This window comes from Streptomyces sp. NPDC041135, assembly GCF_055592085.1.
The window spans coordinates 1-19,665 of record NZ_JBVIYZ010000005.1 but is presented as its reverse complement, the minus strand read 5'-3'; the positions used below and the strand labels follow the sequence as shown (position 1 = coordinate 19,665).

The window sequence follows — 19,665 nt, the reverse complement described above, 5'->3', positions numbered from 1 at the left end:
GGCGTCAGTGCCTAGCGTCGGGGGCATGTCCCACGCACTCACCGCCGCGGCCGCCGGCTTCGGTACCGGCCTCTCGCTGATCGTCGCCATCGGCGCCCAGAACGCCTTCGTCCTGCGCCAGGGGGTGCGCCGGGACGCGGTCCTGGCCGTCGTCGGCATCTGCGCCCTGTCCGACGCGGTGCTCATCGCGCTCGGGGTGGGCGGGGTCGGCGCGGTCGTGGTCGCGTGGCCGGGTGCGGTGCGGGCCGTCGGGCTCGTCGGCGGCGCCTTCCTGCTCTGCTACGGCGCCCTCGCCGCCCGCCGGGTCCTCAGGCCCGGCACCGGTCTGCGCACCGAGGGCGAGGCGGCGGGCTCCCGCCGCCGCGCGGTGCTCACCTGCCTCGCGCTGACCTGGCTCAACCCGCACGTCTACCTCGACACGGTCTTCCTGCTCGGCTCCCTCGCGGCCGACCGGGGCGCGCTGCGGTGGACCTTCGGGCTCGGTGCCGCGCTCGCCAGCCTCTGCTGGTTCGCCGCGCTCGGCTTCGGCGCGCGGCTGCTCGGTCGCTTCCTGGCCAGGCCCGCCGCCTGGCGGGTGCTGGACGGCCTGGTCGCCGTCACGATGCTCGCGCTCGGCGCCCTGCTCGTCGCCGGCGCCTGACCCGGCCGGGCCGGGCGGTCCGCGTGCGCGGGGCACCGCCCGTCGCCGCGGGTCCGGTTCGGCGGACCCCGGCGGTCCTGGGATAGTGAACTCCTGATCGAAAGATGTAGCGAGCAACCAGGGATTCCGTGGACACGAGCGACAGCAGCACGACCCCCTCCGAGACCCCGGCGCCCTCCGGCACCGAGGCGCCCGCCGCCGGACCGCCGTCCGCGGACCGGCGCGGCTGGCGGCGCTGGGCGATGGACACCCGCCCGCTGCGCCGCCCCGCCTACCGGCGGCTGTGGTCGTCGACCATCGTCACCGCCGTCGGCAGCCAGCTCACCGCCGTGGCCGTGCCCAAGCAGATCTACGACATCACCCACTCCTCGGCCTGGGTCGGCTATGCGAGCCTGGCCGGTCTGGTGCCCATGGTCGTGTTCGCGCTCTGGGGCGGCGCGGTGGCCGACACGGTGGACCGCCGCAAGCTGCTGCTGATCACCAACACCGGCATCGCCGTCACCTCGCTGCTGTTCTGGGCGCAGGCCGTCAGCGGTCTCGACTCGGTCGTCGTGCTGATGGTGCTGCTGGCCGTGCAGCAGGCGTTCTTCGGCCTGAACTCGCCGGCCCGCAGCGCCTCCATCGCCCGCCTGGTCCCGGCCGGCGAACTGCCCGCCGCCAACGCCCTGGGTTCCACCGTGATGCAGACCGGCCTGGTCGCCGGACCGCTGCTGGCGGGCGCGCTGATCCCGGTCATCGGCCTGCCGGAGCTGTACCTCATCGACGCCGTGGCCCTGTGCGTCACGGTGTGGGCCGTGTTCCGGCTGCCCGCGCTGCCGCCGCTGGGCGAGCCGTCGGCGCGCCGGGCGGGCCTGCGGGAGGTCGTGGCGGGCTTCCGCTACATAGCCCTGCACAAGGTGCTGCTGCTGTCGTTCCTGGCCGACATCATCGCCATGGTCCTCGGCATGCCCCGCGCCCTGTTCCCGCAGCTGGCGGCCGAGACGTTCGCCCCCTACGGCGAAGGGCTCGCGCTCGGCGTGCTGTTCGCGGGCATCCCGGTCGGCGCGGTGGTCGGCGGCCTGTTCTCGGGCACGTTCTCCCGGGCCCGGCGGCACGGCTGGATGGTCATCGGGGCGGTGGTCGGCTGGGGCGCGGCGATCGCGGCGTTCGGGCTGAGCCGCAACCTCTGGCTGGCCATGGCCTTCCTCGCCGCCGCCGGGGTCGCCGACATGGTCTCGATGGTCTTCCGCGGGGCGATCCTGCTGTCCGCGGCCACCGACGAGATGCGCGGCCGGATGCAGGGCGTGTTCACGGTGGTCGTCGCGGGCGGTCCGCGCCTGGCCGACGTGCTGCACGGCACCGCGGGCTCCGCCTTCGGGCCCCGGGCGGCCGTGGCGGGCGGCGGGGCGCTGGTCGTGGTGGTGATGCTGGCGCTGGCCGCGGCGGTCCCGGCACTGCGCCGCTACCGGGTCTGAGCCGCCGCGGCCGCCGGCGCGGCAACGGCTACAGCGGGCCGCGCCGGCGCAGGGCGTACTGGTCCAGCAGCTTGCCCCGGGTCGTCTCCAGGCGGTGGGCGAGGATCTCGGCGACCGTGCGCACCACCGACAGCCCCAGCAGCGGGTCCTCCACGCACAGGCCGAGCACGGCCGAGGCGTCGAACTCGTAGGCCCGCACATTGCTGAAGGCCACCGCGCCGAAGTCCCATTCGTACGGCGGGAACAGCCAGGACCAGCCGAGCATGTCGCCCGCGCCGAGGGTGGCGACGGTGACCCGCTGCCGCGGTGTGACCTGCTGGTCGAGGGAGACCGCGCCGGAGCGGATCACCCAGAACCGGTCGGCGGTGCCGCCCGCCTCGAAGATGCGGGTGTCCTCGGGGAACGAGACCTCCTTGGCCTCCTCCATGAGGCGCTCGCGCTGCGCCTGGGGCAGAGCCGTGAGCAGTTTGATCGCTTTGGTCATGGCACCGCGCTCCTCGCCGGAGAGGGTTCCGGGTCGTCCCCACCCATTGGAGCCGCTGGCGCCGCCACGGGCACCTCGAAGGACCCGCGCCGCACCGCCGGGAGCAGCACGGCAGGGGGCGGGGCAGGCGTCAGGGCAGGAAGAAGCCCTGGCTGGACGGGGGAAACCAGCCAGGGCAGTCAGGGGTGGGGCCGCAGGACAGCTCGGTCGGCTCCGACTCCACGTATGTATGAACGATAAACCATCCGGCGCGCGTTCCCGCCTCCGGGAGCGGGTCACGTGACCTGTTTCACTCCGAGCCCGCGTTTCAGCCCTGTCCCGGCCCCCCGTCCGTGTCCGTTCCCGGCCCTGGGTCCGGGACCGTTCCGTGCCGGCCCGGGGCGACGATCTCCTCCAGCGCGAGGTGCACCGCCTCGTACGCCGTCGCCCGTACGAAGGCCTCGCGCGCGCTGTCCGGATCGGTCGCCCGGAGGTCCTCGCCCCGCGCCCGCCAGGCCCGCTCACCCTCGGCCGCCGCGTCCCGGCCCCGCTGGATGCGCCGCAACAACTCGTCCGCGTCCACCACATCGGTCATGACCTCCGCCTACCCGGTGCGGCCGCGGCCAAGGGGGGCCGCACCGCGCGGATGCGGAGTGTCCGGCTCCGCGAGTGTGCCCGGTGTGCGTTTCGTCTCCGTCCTGGGGGTCAGCCGGGAGGAGAGATCCGCGCAAACCGGGCGGTTCACAGGCCGACCCCCAGGGAGGGACGGGATGCTCGACAAGGACGGGACCGATGTCATCGCCGGGCCGAGGGAGACGGACCGGCCGCTGCCATGCCGGCCGGCCGACGCCCGCACGGCGGTACGGCAGGTGGTGGACGAGCGGTGCCGGGAGCACGCCGTGCCGTGCCCGGCCGAGGCCCTCGCGGACGCCCTGCTGGTGACCTCCGAACTCACCTCCAACGCCCTGTTGCACGGCGGCGGCATCACCGGCTTCGACGTCGATGTCGACGTCGAGGCGGGCGGTGTCGCCGTGTCGGTGAGCGACCCCAGCGACGACCTGCCGGTGACCGCCGCACCCGTGGACCCCGCGGGCCGCTCCCGGGTCGGCGGCCGCGGCTGGCCCATCGTCTGCCGGCTCGCCCGCGACGTCCGGGTGGCCGGCCTGCCCCGCGGCGGCAAACGCATCACCGCCGTCGTACCGCTGTCCTGAGCCGGAGGGCGGAAGTTCGGAATCCGGCGTTTGCCCGGAAGGGCCCAGGGCAGACGGAGTTTCGTGCTTCGGACCGGAGGCGCGCGCCCGGCGGGACCGCCGCGGGCTCCTTCCGAGCCCGGGCCGCCGTCCCGCGGGGACCCCTGACACCACCGTTCGGGCCACGCCCAGGAACCAGAATCCCGGCGCAGCGGCCCTGATACCACCGTTCAGGAGCGATTCCGCATGCTGACTGACCTGTCGACCAGCCGTTCCGGCACGCCCGGTACCCCCACCTCGGCCGACGCGCCCGGCCCCGCCCGCCGGACTCACGACGACGCCCCTGACACCGCCACCCTCTTCGCCCGGATGGCGGAGCTGGAGAACGGGCCCGAGCGGGACGCCGTGCGCGACGAACTCGCGACCGCCTGGCTGCCCATGGCGCACCGCATCGCCGGCCGCTTCCGCGACCGCGGCGAGTCCGTCGAGGACCTGCGCCAGGTGGCCGCGCTCGGGCTGGTCAAGGCGATCGACCGCTTCGACCCCTCTCGCGGGGCCTTCGAGAGTTACGCCGTTCCCACCATCACCGGTGAGGTCAAGCGGCACTTCCGGGACCGGATGTGGGCCCTGCGGGTGCCGCGCCGGGTGCAGGAACTGCGCAACCGGGTGCGCCTCGCCCGCCGCGAACTCACCCAGACTCCCGGCACCCCCGAGCCCAGCATCGCGGACATCGCCGCGCACACCGGCCTGACCGAGGACGAGGTCGGCGCGGGCATGGAGGCACTGGAGAGCTTCAGCACCTTGTCGCTGGACGCCGAGCTGTCCACGGGCGAGGACGGTTACAGCCTCGCCGACACCATGGGCGCCTCCGACTCCTCGTTCGACGTCGTCGTCGACCGGGAGGCCGCCAAGGAGGGGCTGCGCCGGCTGCCGGAACGGGAGCGGGCCATCCTCTACATGCGCTTCTTCGAGGACATGACCCAGAGCCGCATCGCCGACCAGCTGGGCATCTCGCAGATGCACGTCTCACGGCTGATCAGCCGCAGCTGTGCCCGCGTGCGCGACGAGGTGCTGGGCCGGCGGCCGGACGGCCGCGGCGGCGCCTGAACCGACCCGGACCGGCCGAGCCCGTCCCCCGTCCCACCCACCGAGGAGCGAGACAGATGCTGATGCCCCATCCCGCCACCCTCCGGGGGCTCCTGGAGGAGTACGAGAGCCTCGTCGCCGAGGAGACGCTGAGCGGAGCGTCCGAGCCCGGTGCCCGGCTGCGCGACCTCTCCTACACGTTGTGCGTGTCCACCGGGACCCGTGAGGTGAGAGCCGCCCTGGAGACGGCCCGGAGCTACCTGGCCGCAGCCGCGCCCCGGACCGAGCGCGTGGTCGTCCCCGGGCCCGCTCAGCAGACCGGACCCGTCCCGGTCACCGGCGGTTCCACGACCGTGCCCGCCCCGATGCGGGCCCCGGCGGCCGCCGCCTCCGTGAGCGCCTCCCTGACCGGCTCCGTCGCCACCGAGACCCTGGGGAGCTGAGCGTCCTCCCTGCGATCGGTCCGGCGCCACGCATCGCCCACGGCGACCGGCACCGGACCGACCGCAGCGGCATCCGCGCACCACACCTCACCGCCGTACGGCTGAAGCCGCCCCACGGGGCGGCTTCAGCCGTACGGCGTCGCGCCGCCCCCGGGGAGAGGGGGCCCACCTCACTGCTTCGGCGGCCGCACCGGGAGGCCGAGCGGCCGGGCCAGACCCACGACCGCCTCGTCCAGGCGCTGAAGATGCCGCAGCACCCGGTCGGTGACCCGGCCGTAGCGGGGGGTGCGCAGGGTGCCCGGCTCCAGCATCGAGGCGACGCTCGGCCCCGTCTCCACGGCGGCCGCGGTCTGCCGGTGGGCGACGTGGGCCGCGGTCGCCTCGATGTTGCGCACGATCCGCCGCCCCGCGCCGCGCAGCCGGGGGTCCGCCGCGATCGAGGGGTGCGTCGGCAGCAGCTCGGCGGTCGCCGCCAGCGAGCGCGCGTGGTAGGCGCACGTCTCCAGCAGCGCCACCACGTACCGGGCCGTGTCCCGGCGGGAGCGCAGCGGGGTGATCGGATGGGTGAGCGGCTGCGTGGCACCCCTCAGGTCGGCCAGCGCCTGGTCCAGGTCACGGGCGCGCTCCACCAGGTCGGCCGGCGGGCCCCCGCTGAGCTGCTCCACCGCGGCCCGCGTGACGTCGGCGAGCCGGTCCAGCACACCGGTGAGCAGGTCGTTGGTGCGCCGGTCGGTGTGCACCGGCAGCACCACCGCGGCGGCGATCACCCCGCAGGCCGCGCCCAGCGCCGTCTCCTCCACCCGCAGCAGCAGGACGGCCGCGCTGTAGGTGTTGAGCAGGGTGTACAGCAGCCCGAGCATCGCCGTGACGAAGAACGACATCAGCGTGTACGACAGCGGCGCGGTGTAGAACATGGCGAAGACGAACAGCAGCACCAGCGCGAACGCCGTCCACGTGTGGTGGCCCACCACACCGGCGAGGACGATGCCGGCGACCACACCGAGGACCGTGCCCAGCAGCCGGCGGTAGCCCTTGACCAGGATCTCCCCGGTGGACGCGGTGTTGAGGAAGACGATCCAGCACGTCAGCACCGCCCAGTACCAGCGCTGGCTGGACAGCAGCTCACCGCCGACGATGGCCAGCGCCGAGCCCACGGCCACCTGTACGGCCGCCCGTGTGGTCGGGCGCCGCAGCCCGGCCGGCTCCGGCTCCGCCGGCTCGCACTCCTCACCGACCTCGATGGCGGCGTCCTCCGCGTCCAGCTCCTCGCGGGAGCGGGCGGTGGCGGCCGTGTCGTCGGACTCGTCCTGCGGTCCGTCCAGGGCGATCCGCAGCCCCAGCACGGCGCGCGCCGCCTCGCCGATGCCCCGGTACACGTCCTGCACGGCCGGCGGGGCGGGCGGCAGGCTGTCCTCCTCGCGGTAGCCGAGCAGCCGGTTGCGCAGCTGCGCCAGCGCCGTCCCGGACGCCTCGCCGGCCGGCCGGAGCACCAGCACGCGCAGCGCCGCCAGGTCCCGGCGCAGCCCGGCGCTCGACTCGTCCCGCAGCGGCCGCTCGCCGCCGGACGGCAGGGGAGCGCCCGGCAGGTGCAGGGTGAGCGTGTGGGTCCGCTCGGCGCTGCGCGCGGTCAGCAGCAGCAGCCCCAGCCGCTCCGCCGCGATCTCCGCGTCGGCGATCCGGCGCTGCAGCAGGCGGGCCACCGACGCGTCGGAGGTGCCGTCCGCCAGCCGCCCCTGGATCAGCAGCGCCGTCTCGTGCAGCCGGGCGGTCCTGGTGCGCAGCTCCGCCAGAACCTTCCCCGCCTCGTCCGGTCCGGCGTCGAGCAGCGCGATCTGGGCCGTGACGAGCTGCGCGAGCCGGGCGCGGAAGGCCCGCCGCAGCCGGTCCAGGGTCCCGGTGGGCGTCTGCGGGAGCAGGACGAAGCGCGCCGCCGCGCTGCACGCGAAGGCGACCGTGAGCACGCCGGACAGGGCGGGCAGCTGGGCCGGAGCGGCCCGCACGAACAGGGAGAGGAAGTAGATCTGGAAGCCGATCAGCCCGAGCGCGGTGCCGCGGTCGCCGAAGCGGCGGCCGTAGACCGCGCAGAAGATGAGGGCGACGAAGAACAGGTCACCGGCGACGACATGCCGGCTGAGCAGCGCGCCCAGCGACACCGAGGCCAGCGCGACGGGCAGCCCCAGCGCGAGGGTCAGGGCCTGCCCGGAGCGCTGCTTCTCGCGGATGGCGAAGGTCGCGACCATGGCGGCCATGGCCCCGGCCACCAGATGGGTCACCGGGGCCCGCGGCAGCGCCAGCAGCACCAGGGTCAGGGCGATCGCGGTCACCGTGCGCAGGCCCGCGGTGAGCCGGAGCAGCCCGGGATCGGAGGCCGCGAGCCGGTCCCACGCCCGTGCCCGCACCGACCGTGCCGCTGTTCTCACTCCGCCGTGCTCTCTCCCGTGTCGGCCATGACCGCCATGACCGCCCTCACCCCGCCCGGACCCGAGACCGCCCCGGACCCGAGGCCGCCCCCGGACCCGAGACCGTCCCCGGTGACCGCGTGGGACCGCCGGCCGGGCATCCCGGCCGGCGGTCCCGGTGGCTCAGAGCTGGTCGACGGCGCGGCCCTCGACCTGCGCCCGCACCTGCTCCGGCGTCAGATACGAGTCCGTGAACTCGAAGTCCTTCAGCTTGGCCGCCTTGCGCGCCTGGAACCCGGTGCGCACGAAATCGTCGCCTGCGACCGAGTTGAGCAGCCAGTTCGTCAGCACCCGGGTCTTCGCCACGTTGGTGCGCAGCGCCGACCAGTGGTAGCCGCGGGCCACCACCTGGGCGGGCAGACCGCGCAGCTCGATGCCGAGCGGCTTGGACACCGCGTCCTTGCCGCCGAGGTCGACGACCAGTCCCAGGTCCTTGTGCACGTACGGCTTGAGCGGCTGGGCGCGCAGTGTGGCGATGACGTTGTCGGCGACCGTCCGGCCCTGGCGCATGGCGTGCTGGGCGGTGGGCGGGCAGACCGCGCCCTCCTCGCCCTTGGCCCGGTCCGGGACGGCGGCGGCGTCGCCGAGCGCGAAGACGCCGTCGTTGCCCGGCAGGTTCATCTCGGCGGTCACCGCGAGCCGTCCGCGGACCGTCTCGGCGCCCAGCGTCGCCATGAGCGGGCTGGCGACCACGCCGGCCGTCCAGATCAGCGTCCGGGTGGGCACCACCCGGCCGTCGGTGAAGGTGACCTCCTCGGGGCCCGCCTTGTCGATCGACACGCCCAGCGAGACATCGATCCCGCGCCGGCGCAGCACCTCCTGGGCGCTGCGGCCGAGCTTGTCGCCCAGCTCGGGCATCAGCTTCGGCGCGATGTCGATCAGATGCCACTTGATCAGGCTCGGGTCCAGCCGCGGGTAGCGCTTGACGGCCGCGTGCGTCAGCCGTTGCAGGCAGGCGGCCGTCTCGGTGCCGGCGTAACCGCCGCCGACCACCACGAACTGCAGCCGCGAGGTCCGCTCCGCCGGGTCGTCGCTGGCGTCGGCCAGGTCGAGCTGGGAGATGACGTGGTCGCGGATGTAGGCGGCCTCGGCCAGCGTCTTCATGCCGTAGGCGTGCTCGGTGAGCCCGGGGATGTCGAAGGTGCGGGTGACGCTGCCCGGGGCCAGCACGATGTAGTCGTAGGGCTCGTTGACGACCGTGTCGGTGATCGTGCGGACCACGCACACCTTGGCCTTCAGGTCCACGCCGATCGCACCGCCGGGGATGATGCGGGTGCGGTACTTCCGGCTGCGGCGCAGCGAGACGGCGATCGACTGCGGTGTCAGCACGCCGGAGGCGACCTGGGGCAGCAGCGGGAGGTAGAGCTGATAGGCGAACGGCGTCACCAGGGTGACGTCGGCCTCGTCGGGGGCGAGTCTGCGTTCCAGACGGCGGACGCACTCCACTCCGGCGAAGCCTGCGCCAACCACCAGGATCCTGGGTCGTGTCACGGTGTCATCCCTTTCTGCGGCTCCGGGCGGTCGAACTCGACGCCGTTCGCCTGCCCTGGATCGCTGCTCGCACCACATCGATCCCACCGTGCTCCGAGCCGTTCCGCCAGCCGGGCGCGGCAGGCAGACGAACGCGTGGGCACCAACATGCCCCGCCACCGGCAGGAGTAACCGGATGTCGCACAGATACACGCCGCACGTGCGTGCCCACCGGCGCCCGGCGGTGGTCCGGGCGGTCCGAGCGTGGCGCCGCACGCTCGCGCGCCGGTCGGGGCGGGCTCTCGCCGGAGGCGGCCGCACGAGCGTCCGGTGCGGGGCGAAGGCCCGCGCGGTCACCAGGGCAGGAAGACGTGGATGTCCTTGCCGGTGTCGGTGACCACGACGCTCACCTGGTCGCAGAGGGTGTGCACCAGGTGCCAGCCGATGCCGCCCCCGCCGGTCTTGGGGTGGAAGGGCCGCGGCGCCGGCTTGGTGGTGCTGGTGTCGCGCATGGTCACATGAAGGCCGTCGAAGGTGCGGCGCATGTGCAGGTCGAAAGGACCGGGCGCGTACTGGATGGCGTTCGCGGCCAGTTCCGTGACCACCAGCAGGATGTCGTCCCAGTACTCGGGCGCCCCGGGCGGGGTGTCCTGCGCCAGGACGGAGAGGAACCCCTCCGCGGCGAGCCGGGCCCCCGTCACATTGCGCAGCTCCCCCGGGAAGGAGAACGTACGCTCGTACTTCTCCTCCGAGGGCGGTGTGTCGTCCGAACGCTGCTCCGTCGCCATGTCGTCTTCCCCGGCCCCGGTCGAGCGGGCCGTGCCGGCCCCGCGTGAGCAGGGCTGCAGTCGTTGCTCATCTTTCCCATCGCAGCGGGTTCCCGAACCGCCCCCGGGTACGCGTGCTCCCGTCAGGAGGGTTCGTGACGGTCCGGTGCACGGTTCCCGCCGGTCACCGGAACACGTTGTCCGGTTCGTCCCAGTCCGACGGCTGCTCGTACGGGCCCGGCCGGGGCGCGGCGCGCGAACGGGCCCGGTACATGGCGTCGATGTCGGCGGCGTGGTGGCGGGCGATCGCGTCCCGGCGCAGCTTCAGCGACGGCGTCAGCAGCCCGTTGTCCGGGGCGAACGGCTCCGGCAGGACCCGGTAGACCCGAATGGACTCCGCCCGGGACACGGCGCTGTTGGCGGAGGCCACCGCCCGCGCGATCTCCTCCCGCAGCGCGTTGTCCTCCCGCGCCTCCCGGACCGGCGCGTCACCCTGGAGGGCCAGCCCGGCCCGCCAGTGCAGCAGGAAGTCCGGGTCCAGGGTGAGCAGCGCCCCCACACAGGGCCGGTCCTCGCCGACGACCACCGCCTGGTGGATCAGCGGGTGCATCCGCAGCCGCTGCTCCAGCGGGCCCGGCGCCACGCTCTCGCCGCCGCGGGTGATGATGACGTCCTTCTTGCGGCCGGTGATGGTCAGATAGCCCTCGCCGTCGAGGCGGCCGATGTCCCCGGTGGCCAGCCAGCCGTCGCGCAGCGCAGCCCGCGTCCGCGCCTCGTCGCCGACGTAGCCCTGGAACACCGACGGGCCGCTCACCAGGATCTCCCCGTCGCGGGCCACGTGGATGTCGGTGCCCGGCAGCGCCCGCCCGACCGTTCCCGACTTCTCCCGGCCCAGCGGCTGCATGGTGATCCCGCCGCCGGCCTCGGTCAGCCCGTAGCCGTCGTGCACGAGGATGCCGATGCCCGCGTAGAACAGCGACAGCTCCCGGCCGAGCGGCGAACCGCCCGAGGTGCCCCGCACCACCCGGCCGCCCAGCGAGGCCCGCAGCCCGCGGTACACCGTCCGTTCGTACAGCGCGTGCTGCAACCGCAGGTCCAGGCCGGGTCCCGGTCCGGTGCCCAGCCGCTGCCGCTCCTCCGCCTCGGCGAAGTCCCGCGCCGTGCGGGCCGCCCGCTCGAACAGGGCACCCCGGCCCGCCTGCTGGGCGGTGCGCAGGAACGTCTTGTACAGCTTCTCGTAGACGGAAGGCACGCCGTAGAAGTAGGTGGGCCGGAAGCTGAGCAGCGCCGACGACAGCGCCGCGGGCGTCATCTCCGGTTCGTGGCCGAGCAGGATGCCGCCGCGCAGGCACAGCTGCTGGATCATGATCCCGTACACGTGCGAGAACGGCAGGAAGGCCAGCACGGACCCCTGCTCGCCGGGCGGGGCCACGGTGTGCCCCCAGCCCGCGAGCAGCGTGTCACACGGGTGGGCGAGATTGCGGTGGCTCAGCGCGCAGCCCAGCGGGCGGCCCGAGGTGCCGGAGGTGTAGGCGACGACCGCGGTCGCGTCCGGCAGCACGATCCGGCGCAGCGACTGCACGGTCGTGAGCGGGACCAGCGCGCCGCGCTCCGCCAGCCGCGCCGGCGCCCCCGCGTCCAGCTGCCAGACGTGCGTCAGCCGGGGCAGCCGCGCGCAGACGGTACCGACCGTCATGGCACCCTGCTCGTCCTCGACGAACACGCCCACGCAGCCGGCGTCCCGCAGGATCCACTCGACCTGCTCCCGCGAGGACGTCGGATGGATCGGCACGACCTCGGCGCCCACGGTCCACAGCGCGTGGCTCAGGAGCGTCCACTCGTAGCGGGTCCGCGCCATCAGGGCCACCCGGTGACCCGGCGAGATGCCCGAGGCCACCAGCCCCTTGGCGAGGTCGGTCACCTCGTCGCGCAGCTCGACCGCCGTCACCTCCTGCCAGCCCGGGCGGGCGCCGCCGGGGGAGGCACCTGCCACCGGGCGGGCGAGCACCGGCAGCGTGGGGGTGCGGGCCGCGGCCTCGAAGACGCTGTCGGCGAGCCCGCCGGTCAGCACCGGGACGGTCGCCGGAGCGAAGGGCACGTCGCGCATGCGCTGCTCCTGGTGTGTACGGAGGGTGACCCCACCGATCGGAACCGTTGTCGACGGTGCTCGAATGTAGCCCAGGGCAGGCCGGTCGCGGCCCGGAAGACGACAACTCGTCTCCGACTGATGATCTCGCCGTGACCGGGGGACTCGGAGGGCATGAGCCATGTGAACCCAGATCCCGAACCCGAGCGCACCTCAGGCCTGGAGCCGGGCGGCGGTGTACCGCCCGGCGAGACACCGCCGGCGGAGAGCAGCATGCCCGGCGCCGGCCCGCCCGAGACCCGCGAGCGCACCAGCGGCTGGGCCAAGGCGCCGCTGACCCTGATCCTGCTGCTGGTGGTACTGGTGGCGGCGTTCTTCCTGGTCTACGCCATCGTCCTGATCCTGTGAGGCCATCCGATGCCCTGCGGCAGCCCGCCGGTCACCGCCCCGCGCCGCCGCGCCCGCCTCAGCACTGGGTGTAGCGCGCGCACTCGACGACGACCTCCCGGAGGCTGCCCCTCTCCTCCATCAGCCGCCGCTGCTCGCGGGCGCCGTTGCCCCGCCGCAGATGCGTGGTGACGCCCTCCTCGACGGCGGCCAGGTCGCCGCTGTCGGCGAGAGCGTCGCGGACGTGGGCGACCAGCGCGCCCAGCACGTCCGGGGCGGGCCGGGGCCGCATCGTGGCCGGGTCGAGCAGGTCGCCGTCCAGGCCGGAACGGGCGGCCTGCCAGGCGGCGAGCCGGAGCAGGTTCACGCTGTGGTCCCGCGGCGGCCGGCCGGCCCGCCACTCGCGCGCGGCGGTCTCCACCAGGGCCCGGGCCAGCGTGGCGATCAGGACGGGGGTGTCCGCGCGCAGGCAGACGTCCGACACGCGGATCTCCACGGTCGGGTAGTTCGCGGACAGGCGGGCGTCGAAGTAGATCATCCCCTGGTCCAGGATGACACCGGTGGCCACCATGTCGGTGACCCGCCGGTGGTAGTCGGCGGCCGAGCCGAACAGCTCGGTGGGGCCCGCCGACGGCCAGCGCCCCCACACCCGGCTGCGGTAGCTGGCGTAACCGGAGTCGCGGCCCTGCCAGAACGGCGAGTTGGCGCTGAGCGCGGCCAGCACCGGCAGCCAGGGGCGGATGCGGTCCAGGACGGCGACGCCCTCCTCGTCGGACTCCACCGACACGTGCACGTGGCAGCCGCACACCAGCTGCTCACGGGTGGCGATGCCGTACTGCTCGGCCATCCACCGGTAGCGCTCGTTCATGCTGATCGAGGGGCTGACCGGCAGCGGGGAGCTGGCCAGCGCGGCGACCGTGCAGCCGATCCCGCCGGCGTGCCGGGCCGCCTCCTTGCGGCAGCGCACGATCTCGGCGCCGAGGTCGCTCATCCGCGACTGCGGATGCGTGGCGAACTCCAGCATCTGCCCGTACAGCTCTTTCTCGAACACGTCCTGGTCCGGGTCGTCCTTGGCGGCACGGGCCAGGACGGCGGCCGACAGCGCCTTCGGCTCGCCGTTGTCCGGATCGACCAGGAGGAGTTCCTCCTCCACTCCGACGGTGCGCACGTGTGCCGCCCTTCTGCCCGTGCCGCTCGCGGCCGTCCGCGAGGGGCATCGCTGGTCCGTAGACCCCGCATGCCCCTGCTACGGCCGCCGACACCTGCCCGGTCAGCGCACGGGGACCAGCCAGACGGTGGCCAGCGGCGGCAGGGTGAGCGACAGGGCCCCGTCCTCGGGCCGCAGGGTGCCCGGGGTGCCGGCGCCGCTGCCGCCGTACCGGGTGTCGTCCGTGTTCAGTGCCTCCTGCCAGGCGGGGACGTCCTCGGGGACCCACAGGCGGTAGTCGTGCCGGACGACGGGGGAGAGGTTCGACACCGCGAGCACCGGGGAGCCGGCCGCGTCCCACCGCAGGAAGGCGAAGACGTTGTCGTCGGCGGCGTCGCACAGCACCCACCGGAAGCCGTCCGGATCGGTGTCGCGCTCCCACAGCGCCGGGGTCTGCCGGTACACGGTGTTCAGGTCCCGCACGAGATCCTGTACGCCCCGGTGGTCGCCGGCCGCCATGTGGCCCGGGTCGAGCAGCCACCACTCCGGCCCCTCGCGCTCGGACCACTCCGCGCCCTGGGCGAACTCCTGCCCCATGAACAGCAGCTGCTTGCCGGGGTGGGCCCACATGAAGCCGAGGTAGGCGCGGTGGTTGGCGCGCCGCTGCCACCAGTCGCCGGGCATCTTCGACACCAGGGCCTGCTTGCCGTGCACCACCTCGTCGTGGGAGATCGGCAGCACGTAGTTCTCGCTGTAGGCGTACACCATCGAGAACGTCAGCTCGTGGTGGTGGTACTTGCGGTGCACCGGCTCGTGCTGGATGTACTCCAGCGAGTCGTGCATCCAGCCCATGTTCCACTTCAGCCCGAACCCGAGCCCGCCGCTGTCCGTCGGCCGGGTCACCCCCTCCCAGGCGGTGGACTCCTCGGCGATGGTCACCACCCCCGGGCACCGCCGGTAGACGGTGGCGTTCATCTCCTGGAGGAACGCCACCGCGTCCAGGTCCTCCCGCCCGCCGAAGACGTTCGGCGCCCACTGCCCGGACTCCCGGGAGTAGTCGAGGTAGAGCATGGAGGCGACGGCATCCACCCGCAGACCGTCGATGTGGAACTCCTCGCACCAGTACACGGCGTTGGCGACGAGGAAGTTGCGCACCTCGGTGCGGCCGAAGTCGAACTCGTACGTCCCCCAGTCCGGGTGCTCGGCCCGCCGGGCGTCCCCGGGCTCGTACAGCGGGTCCCCGTCGAAGCGGGCCAGCGCCCAGTCGTCCTTGGGGAAGTGCGCCGGCACCCAGTCCATGATCACGCCGATGCCGGCCCGGTGCAGGGCGTCGACCAGGAACTTGAAGTCGTCCGGGGTGCCCAGGCGGGCCGTGGGGGCGTAGAAGCCGGTGACCTGGTAGCCCCAGGAGGGGCCGAAGGGGTGCTCGGCGACCGGCATCAGCTCGACGTGGGTGAACCCCATGTCCCGCACGTACGCCGGCAGCTGCTCGGCCAGCTCCCGGTAGCCCAGCCCGGGCCGCCAGGAGGGCAGGTGGACCTCGTACACCGACATCGGCGCCCGGTGCACGGGTGTGTCGGCGCGGTGCGCCAGCCACTCGGCGTCGCCCCACTCGTAGTGCGAGGCGGTGACGATCGACGCGGTCGCGGGCGGCTCCTCCGCGCGGCGGGCCATGGGGTCGGCCTTGAGGAAGCGGCCGCCGTAGCGGGAGGTGATCTCGAACTTGTACCGGGCGCCCTCGCCGATCCCGGGCAGGAACAGCTCCCACACGCCGGAGGAGCCCAGCGAGCGCATCGGGTACTGGGTGCCGTCCCAGTAGGTGAAGTCCCCGGCCACCCGTACTCCCTGCGCGTTCGGCGCCCAGACGGTGAAGCGGGTGCCGGCCACGCCCTGGTGGGTCATCGGCCGCGCGCCCAGCGCCTGCCACAGCTGCTCGTGCCGGCCCTCCCGGATCAGGTGCAGGTCCAGCTCCCCGAGGGCGGGCAGGAAGCGGTACGGGTCGTGCACCTCCTGCTCCGCGTCGGCGTACTCCACCAGCAGCGTGTACGACGGGATCTCCGCGCCCGGCAGGACGGCGGCGAAGAGGCCGTCGCCCTCGGACGCCAGCGGGGTGCGTCCGCCGTCGGTGAGGACGCTCACCGAGCGGGCGTTCGGGCGCAGCGCCCGGACGACGACGCCGACGCCGCCCGGGAGCGGGTGGGCGCCGAGCAGGCCGTGCGGGTCGTGGTACGCCCCGGCCAGCAGCCGGGCGCGGTCGCCGGGGTCCAGCGGCACGGCGGCGGGCGGCAGGTCGGTGTGCGGTACCGCGGTGGTGGGTACGGCGGCGGGCGGGATCGGGCCCGCGGTCTCCGGCAGTGAGATGTCGCGCAGTGCCATGGTGTCAGCCTCCCCAGACGGCGAGCCGCTTGACAGCGGCCATCGGAACCGGCAGCCAGTCCGGGCGGTGTCTGGCCTCGTACAGCACTTCGTACACCGCGCGGTCCGTCTCGTGGGCGCGCAGCAGAGCGTGCTTCTTGCGTGGGTCCCAGCCCGCGCGGGCGGCGTAGCCCGCGCAGAACGCCTCCCGGCAGCGGCGGGCCCACTCGGGGCGCCAGGGCCGGCGCTGCCGGGCGGCGTAGTCGAAGGAGCGCAGCATCCCGGCGACGTCGCGGACCGGTGACTGGGCGCCCCGGCGCTCGTCCAGCGGGCGGGACGGTTCGCCCTCGAAGTCGATGACGAACCAGTCGCGGCCGGCCCGCAGCACCTGCCCGAGGTGCAGGTCGCCGTGGATGCGCTGGGCGGGCGGCCCGGAGTCGCAGGTGGCCAGCGCCCCGAAGGCGGCGCGCAGGCCGGGCACGTAGGGGCGCAGCGACGGCACGGCGTGCGCGGCGGCGTCCAGCCGCGCGGACATCGCCTCGGCCGTACGGCCGTGCCCGCCGAGTCCGGCGGGCGGGAAGGCGGAGGCCAGCGCCAGGTGCACCTCGGCCGTGGCCCGGCCCAGCTCGTGCGCCTCCTTGGTGAAGTCGCTGCCACGGGCGAGGGCGCCCAGGGCGAGCGTCCAGCCGTCGGTGGCGTCGGGCAGGAACGGCTGGAGCACACCGAGGGTCGCCGGGCGCGGGTCGGTCGTGCAGAACCAGGCCACCGGCGCGGGCACCCGGGTGCAGCCCTCGGCGGCCAGCGCCTCCGGCACCTCCAGGTCGGGGTTGATGCCGGGCTGGATGCGCCGGAAGACCTTCAGGATGTACGCGTCGCCGTACACGATCGAGGAGTTGGACTGCTCGGCGTCCAGCAGCCGGGGCGCCAGTCCGCCGGGCAGCTCCGCCTCGGGGGCCGCCTCGAAGCGCAGCGGGCCCGCCGTGCCGGGCCGGCGCAGCCGCTCCAGCAGCAGGTGGGCGGCGCGTGGGTCGTGCAGGGCGTCGTAGACGGCGAGGCCGGCCAGCGCGCCCTCCTGCACCCGGCCGATGAAGGCCCGCTCCAGGCGCGGCGCGAGGCGTTCGCGCAGTCCGAGCAGCAGCTGGTAGCAGTCGCCGGCCGGGGGAGTGCCGCCGGGGGCGGGCACCGCCGAGTGACCGGCGTGCACGAGCAGATGCAGACAGCCCGGGAACAGCTCGGTCGACGAGAGCACGGACAGCTCCGTGACGGGCCGGTCCTTGCCCGCGAACCAGCGCTGCTTGGGCAGCCAGTCGCGCAGCAGCCCGCCCAGCGAGTCCAGGGGCCGGTCGGCGCCGGCCACGGTCCTCGGTCGCAGGGAGATGGTCTTCGGCATGGTGACGCGTCCTTTCCTCGGCGTCGCACGCTCAGCGTCGTCGGCCGATGCGGGATGCGACTCGGGTGAGCCGGAACCAGTAGAAGCCGTGGCCCGCGAGGGTGAGGAGATAGGGCAGTTCACCGATGGCGGGGAAGCGCACCCCGCCGATCAGCTCCACGGGGTGCCGTCCGTCGTAGGCCCGCAGGTCGAGTTCGGTGGGCTGGGCGAAGCGGGAGAAGTTGTTGACGCACAGCACCAGGTCGTCCCCGTGTTCGCGCAGGAAGGCGAGGACGGCCGGGTTGGAGGACTGCAGTTCGGTGTAGGAGCCGAGTCCGAAGGCGTGGTTCTGCTTGCGGATCTCGATCATGCGGCGGGTCCAGTGCAGCAGGCTGGACGGCGAGGACATGGAGGCCTCGACGTTGGTGACCTGGTAGCCGTAGACCGGGTCCATGATCGTGGGCAGGGAGAGTCGTCCGGGGTCGCAGGAGGAGAATCCGGCGTTGCGGTCGGGGGTCCACTGCATGGGGGTGCGCACCGCGTCGCGGTCGCCGAGCCAGATGTTGTCGCCCATGCCGATCTCGTCGCCGTAGTAGAGGATCGGCGAGCCGGGCAGGGCCAGCAGCAGGGCGGTGAACAGCTCGATCTGGTTGCGGTCGTTGTCCAGCAGCGGTGCCAGGCGGCGGCGGATGCCGATGTTGGCGCGCATCCGCGGGTCTTTCGCGTACTCGGCCCACATGTAGTCGCGTTCCTCGTCGGTGACCATCTCCAGGGTCAGCTCGTCGTGGTTGCGCAGGAAGATGCCCCACTGGCAGCCCGAGGGGATGGCCGGGGTCTTGGCGAGGATTTCGGAGACGGGGTGGCGCGACTCGCGGCGCACGGCCATGAAGATGCGGGGCATGACGGGGAAGTGGAACGCCATGTGGCACTCGTCGCCGCCGCTGGGGTAGTCGCCGAAGTAGTCGACGACGTCCTCCGGCCACTGGTTGGCCTCCGCCAGCAGCACGGTGTCGGGATACTTGGCGTCGATGTCGCGGCGGACGCGCCTGAGGAACTCGTGGGTGGCGGGGAGGTTCTCGCAGTTGGTGCCCTCGGCCGCGTAGAGATAGGGGACCGCGTCCAGCCGGTAGCCGTCGATGCCCAGGTCGAGCCAGAAGCGCAGGGCGGCCAGGATCTCCTCCTGCACGGCCGGGTTCTCGTAGTTGAGGTCCGGCTGGTGGGAGAAGAAGCGGTGGAAGTAGTACTGGCCGCGGACCGGGTCGAAGGTCCAGTTGGAGGCCTCGGTGTCGACGAAGATGATCCGCGCGTCCTGGTACCGGGTGTCGTCGTCGGCCCACATGTAGAAGTCGCCGTAGGGGCCGTCGGGGTTGGTGCGCGACTCCTGGAACCACGGGTGCTGGTCGCTGGTGTGGTTCATGACGAAGTCGATGATCACGCGCATGCCGCGCTGGTGGGCGGCGTCGACGAACTCCACGAAGTCGGCGAGGTCACCGAACTCCGGCAGCACCGCGGTGTAGTCGGAGACGTCGTAACCGCCGTCCTTCAAGGGCGACTTGAAGAAGGGCGGCAGCCAGAGGCAGTCCACGCCGAGCCACTGGAGGTAGTCGAGTTTGGCGGTCAGGCCCTTGAGGTCGCCGACGCCGTCACCGTTGCTGTCGTGGAAGGAGCGGACCAGTACCTCGTAGAAGACGGCACGCTTGAACCACTCCGGGTCCCGGTCCTTGGCAGGAGTGTCCTCGAAGGTGTCCGGGACGGGGTCGTTGACAGTCATGACGCTGAGGGCCCTCCGATCGGTGGCGAGGCGGACGGTCGCCCGGCATGCAGCACGTGCGCCGGCGCCTCGCCGGGGGTGAGGCGCACGAAGTTGGTCCTGCCCCAGTGGTAGGTCGCGCCGGTGAGTTCGTCCCGCACGGGCAGGGTGGCGTGCCAGCCGTGGCCGAGGCGCGGCATGTCCAACGAGACCGTGGCCTCCTGGGTGTGGTGCGGGTCGAGGTTGACGACCACCACGACGGTGTCGGTCCCGGCGCGTTTGCTGTAGGCGAGCACGGCGTCGTTGTCGGTGTGGTGGAAGTGCAGGTCGCGCAGTTGCTGGAGGGCGGGGTGGGCGCGGCGGACGGCGTTGAGGCGGGTGATGAGGGGGGCGATGGTGCGGCCCTCGCGTTCGGCGGCCTCCCAGTCGCGCGGGGTGATCTGGTACTTCTCGGAGTCGAGGTACTCCTCGCCGCCGGGTCGCAGCGGGGTGTTCTCGCACAGCTCGTAGCCGCTGTAGATGCCCCAGGCGGGGGAGAGGGTGGCGGCGAGGACGGCGCGCAGTTCGAAGGCGGGGCGGCCGCCGTGCTGGAGGTGGGC

Annotated in this window: 17 protein-coding genes; 6 read left to right on the top strand and 11 right to left on the bottom strand. The window is 73.5% G+C overall.

Going from position 1 to position 19,665, the window contains the following annotated elements; genetic code table 11:
* Positions 1-25 precede the first annotated feature (25 nt).
* Positions 26-640, top strand: a complete 615-nt coding sequence (locus ACZ6CZ_RS13575) for a LysE/ArgO family amino acid transporter (RefSeq protein ID WP_469019177.1) — start codon at positions 26-28, stop codon at positions 638-640.
* Positions 641-768: 128 nt separating this feature from the next.
* Positions 769-2,094: an MFS transporter gene (locus ACZ6CZ_RS13570; RefSeq protein ID WP_469019174.1), complete on the top strand. Its 1,326-nt coding sequence runs from the start codon at positions 769-771 to the stop codon at positions 2,092-2,094.
* A 28-nt stretch (positions 2,095-2,122) separates the two neighbouring features.
* On the opposite strand, the gene ACZ6CZ_RS13565 is transcribed toward ACZ6CZ_RS13570, so the two are convergent.
* Positions 2,123-2,578, bottom strand: coding sequence for a cyclic nucleotide-binding domain-containing protein (locus ACZ6CZ_RS13565; protein WP_469019172.1), 456 nt, complete (start codon positions 2,576-2,578; stop codon positions 2,123-2,125).
* Between the two features lie 307 nt (positions 2,579-2,885).
* A complete protein-coding gene (locus ACZ6CZ_RS13560) occupies positions 2,886-3,152 on the bottom strand; it encodes a hypothetical protein (protein WP_469019170.1) in 267 nt (88 codons plus the stop codon).
* A gap of 175 nt (positions 3,153-3,327) precedes the next feature.
* On the opposite strand from ACZ6CZ_RS13560, the gene ACZ6CZ_RS13555 reads away from it, so the two are divergent.
* From ACZ6CZ_RS13555 to ACZ6CZ_RS13545, 3 genes are all read left to right on the top strand, one after another.
* Entirely contained in the window at positions 3,328-3,768 is a 441-nt protein-coding gene (locus ACZ6CZ_RS13555) for an ATP-binding protein (RefSeq protein ID WP_469019167.1), read from the top strand.
* Between the two features lie 225 nt (positions 3,769-3,993).
* Entirely contained in the window at positions 3,994-4,854 is an 861-nt protein-coding gene (locus ACZ6CZ_RS13550) for a SigB/SigF/SigG family RNA polymerase sigma factor (protein ID WP_469019165.1), read from the top strand.
* A 56-nt stretch (positions 4,855-4,910) separates the two neighbouring features.
* A complete protein-coding gene (locus ACZ6CZ_RS13545) occupies positions 4,911-5,276 on the top strand; it encodes a DUF5133 domain-containing protein (RefSeq protein ID WP_469019162.1) in 366 nt (121 codons plus the stop codon).
* Positions 5,277-5,446: 170 nt separating this feature from the next.
* On the opposite strand, the gene ACZ6CZ_RS13540 is transcribed toward ACZ6CZ_RS13545, so the two are convergent.
* From ACZ6CZ_RS13540 to ACZ6CZ_RS13525, 4 genes are all read right to left on the bottom strand, one after another.
* Complete coding sequence (locus ACZ6CZ_RS13540; protein WP_469019159.1) at positions 5,447-7,696, bottom strand: FUSC family protein; 2,250 nt, start codon at positions 7,694-7,696, stop codon at positions 5,447-5,449.
* Positions 7,697-7,858: 162 nt separating this feature from the next.
* Positions 7,859-9,226: an NAD(P)/FAD-dependent oxidoreductase gene (locus tag ACZ6CZ_RS13535; protein ID WP_469019156.1), complete on the bottom strand. Its 1,368-nt coding sequence runs from the start codon at positions 9,224-9,226 to the stop codon at positions 7,859-7,861.
* 332 nt (positions 9,227-9,558) lie between these two features.
* Entirely contained in the window at positions 9,559-9,993 is a 435-nt protein-coding gene (locus ACZ6CZ_RS13530; RefSeq protein ID WP_469019154.1) for an ATP-binding protein, read from the bottom strand.
* Between the two features lie 163 nt (positions 9,994-10,156).
* Positions 10,157-12,079 carry an AMP-dependent synthetase/ligase gene (locus ACZ6CZ_RS13525; RefSeq protein ID WP_469019151.1) on the bottom strand — a complete coding sequence of 641 codons (1,923 nt, stop codon included), beginning with the start codon at positions 12,077-12,079 and terminating at the stop codon, positions 10,157-10,159.
* Positions 12,080-12,232: 153 nt separating this feature from the next.
* On the opposite strand from ACZ6CZ_RS13525, the gene ACZ6CZ_RS13520 reads away from it, so the two are divergent.
* Entirely contained in the window at positions 12,233-12,466 is a 234-nt protein-coding gene (locus tag ACZ6CZ_RS13520; RefSeq protein ID WP_469019148.1) for a DUF6480 family protein, read from the top strand.
* A 58-nt stretch (positions 12,467-12,524) separates the two neighbouring features.
* Here the strand turns inward: ACZ6CZ_RS13520 and ACZ6CZ_RS13515 are convergent, their stop codons facing one another.
* From ACZ6CZ_RS13515 to ACZ6CZ_RS13495, 5 genes are all read right to left on the bottom strand, one after another.
* The gene (locus ACZ6CZ_RS13515) at positions 12,525-13,613 is read right to left on the bottom strand and encodes a glutamate--cysteine ligase 2 (RefSeq protein WP_469019146.1); all 1,089 of its coding nucleotides are present in this window, start codon (positions 13,611-13,613) and stop codon (positions 12,525-12,527) included.
* 102 nt (positions 13,614-13,715) lie between these two features.
* Positions 13,716-15,968: a 1,4-alpha-glucan branching enzyme gene (gene glgB / locus ACZ6CZ_RS13510; RefSeq protein ID WP_469019143.1), complete on the bottom strand. Its 2,253-nt coding sequence runs from the start codon at positions 15,966-15,968 to the stop codon at positions 13,716-13,718.
* Between the two features lie 4 nt (positions 15,969-15,972).
* Positions 15,973-17,337, bottom strand: a complete 1,365-nt coding sequence (locus ACZ6CZ_RS13505; protein WP_469019140.1) for a maltokinase N-terminal cap-like domain-containing protein — start codon at positions 17,335-17,337, stop codon at positions 15,973-15,975.
* A gap of 31 nt (positions 17,338-17,368) precedes the next feature.
* A complete protein-coding gene (gene treS, locus ACZ6CZ_RS13500) occupies positions 17,369-19,087 on the bottom strand; it encodes a maltose alpha-D-glucosyltransferase (protein WP_469019138.1) in 1,719 nt (572 codons plus the stop codon).
* The coding region (locus ACZ6CZ_RS13495; protein WP_469019135.1) for an alpha-glucosidase C-terminal domain-containing protein at positions 19,084-19,665 on the bottom strand (582 nt) is incomplete at its 5' end. The genes ACZ6CZ_RS13495 and treS, both read right to left, overlap by 4 nt.

Excerpts from the sequence above, each read along its gene's own strand:
- treS (WP_469019138.1), bottom strand. The coding sequence starts at position 19,087 with ATGACTGTCAACGACCCCGTCCCGGACACCTTCGAGGACACTCCTGCC.
- ACZ6CZ_RS13505 (WP_469019140.1), bottom strand. The coding sequence starts at position 17,337 with ATGCCGAAGACCATCTCCCTGCGACCGAGGACCGTGGCCGGCGCCGAC.
- ACZ6CZ_RS13530 (WP_469019154.1), bottom strand. The coding sequence starts at position 9,993 with ATGGCGACGGAGCAGCGTTCGGACGACACACCGCCCTCGGAGGAGAAG.
- glgB (WP_469019143.1), bottom strand. The coding sequence starts at position 15,968 with ATGGCACTGCGCGACATCTCACTGCCGGAGACCGCGGGCCCGATCCCG.
- ACZ6CZ_RS13555 (WP_469019167.1), top strand. The coding sequence starts at position 3,328 with ATGCTCGACAAGGACGGGACCGATGTCATCGCCGGGCCGAGGGAGACG.
- ACZ6CZ_RS13575 (WP_469019177.1), top strand. The coding sequence starts at position 26 with ATGTCCCACGCACTCACCGCCGCGGCCGCCGGCTTCGGTACCGGCCTC.
- ACZ6CZ_RS13525 (WP_469019151.1), bottom strand. The coding sequence starts at position 12,079 with ATGCGCGACGTGCCCTTCGCTCCGGCGACCGTCCCGGTGCTGACCGGC.
- ACZ6CZ_RS13545 (WP_469019162.1), top strand. The coding sequence starts at position 4,911 with ATGCTGATGCCCCATCCCGCCACCCTCCGGGGGCTCCTGGAGGAGTAC.
- ACZ6CZ_RS13550 (WP_469019165.1), top strand. The coding sequence starts at position 3,994 with ATGCTGACTGACCTGTCGACCAGCCGTTCCGGCACGCCCGGTACCCCC.
- ACZ6CZ_RS13520 (WP_469019148.1), top strand. The coding sequence starts at position 12,233 with ATGAGCCATGTGAACCCAGATCCCGAACCCGAGCGCACCTCAGGCCTG.
- ACZ6CZ_RS13560 (WP_469019170.1), bottom strand. The coding sequence starts at position 3,152 with ATGACCGATGTGGTGGACGCGGACGAGTTGTTGCGGCGCATCCAGCGG.
- ACZ6CZ_RS13565 (WP_469019172.1), bottom strand. The coding sequence starts at position 2,578 with ATGACCAAAGCGATCAAACTGCTCACGGCTCTGCCCCAGGCGCAGCGC.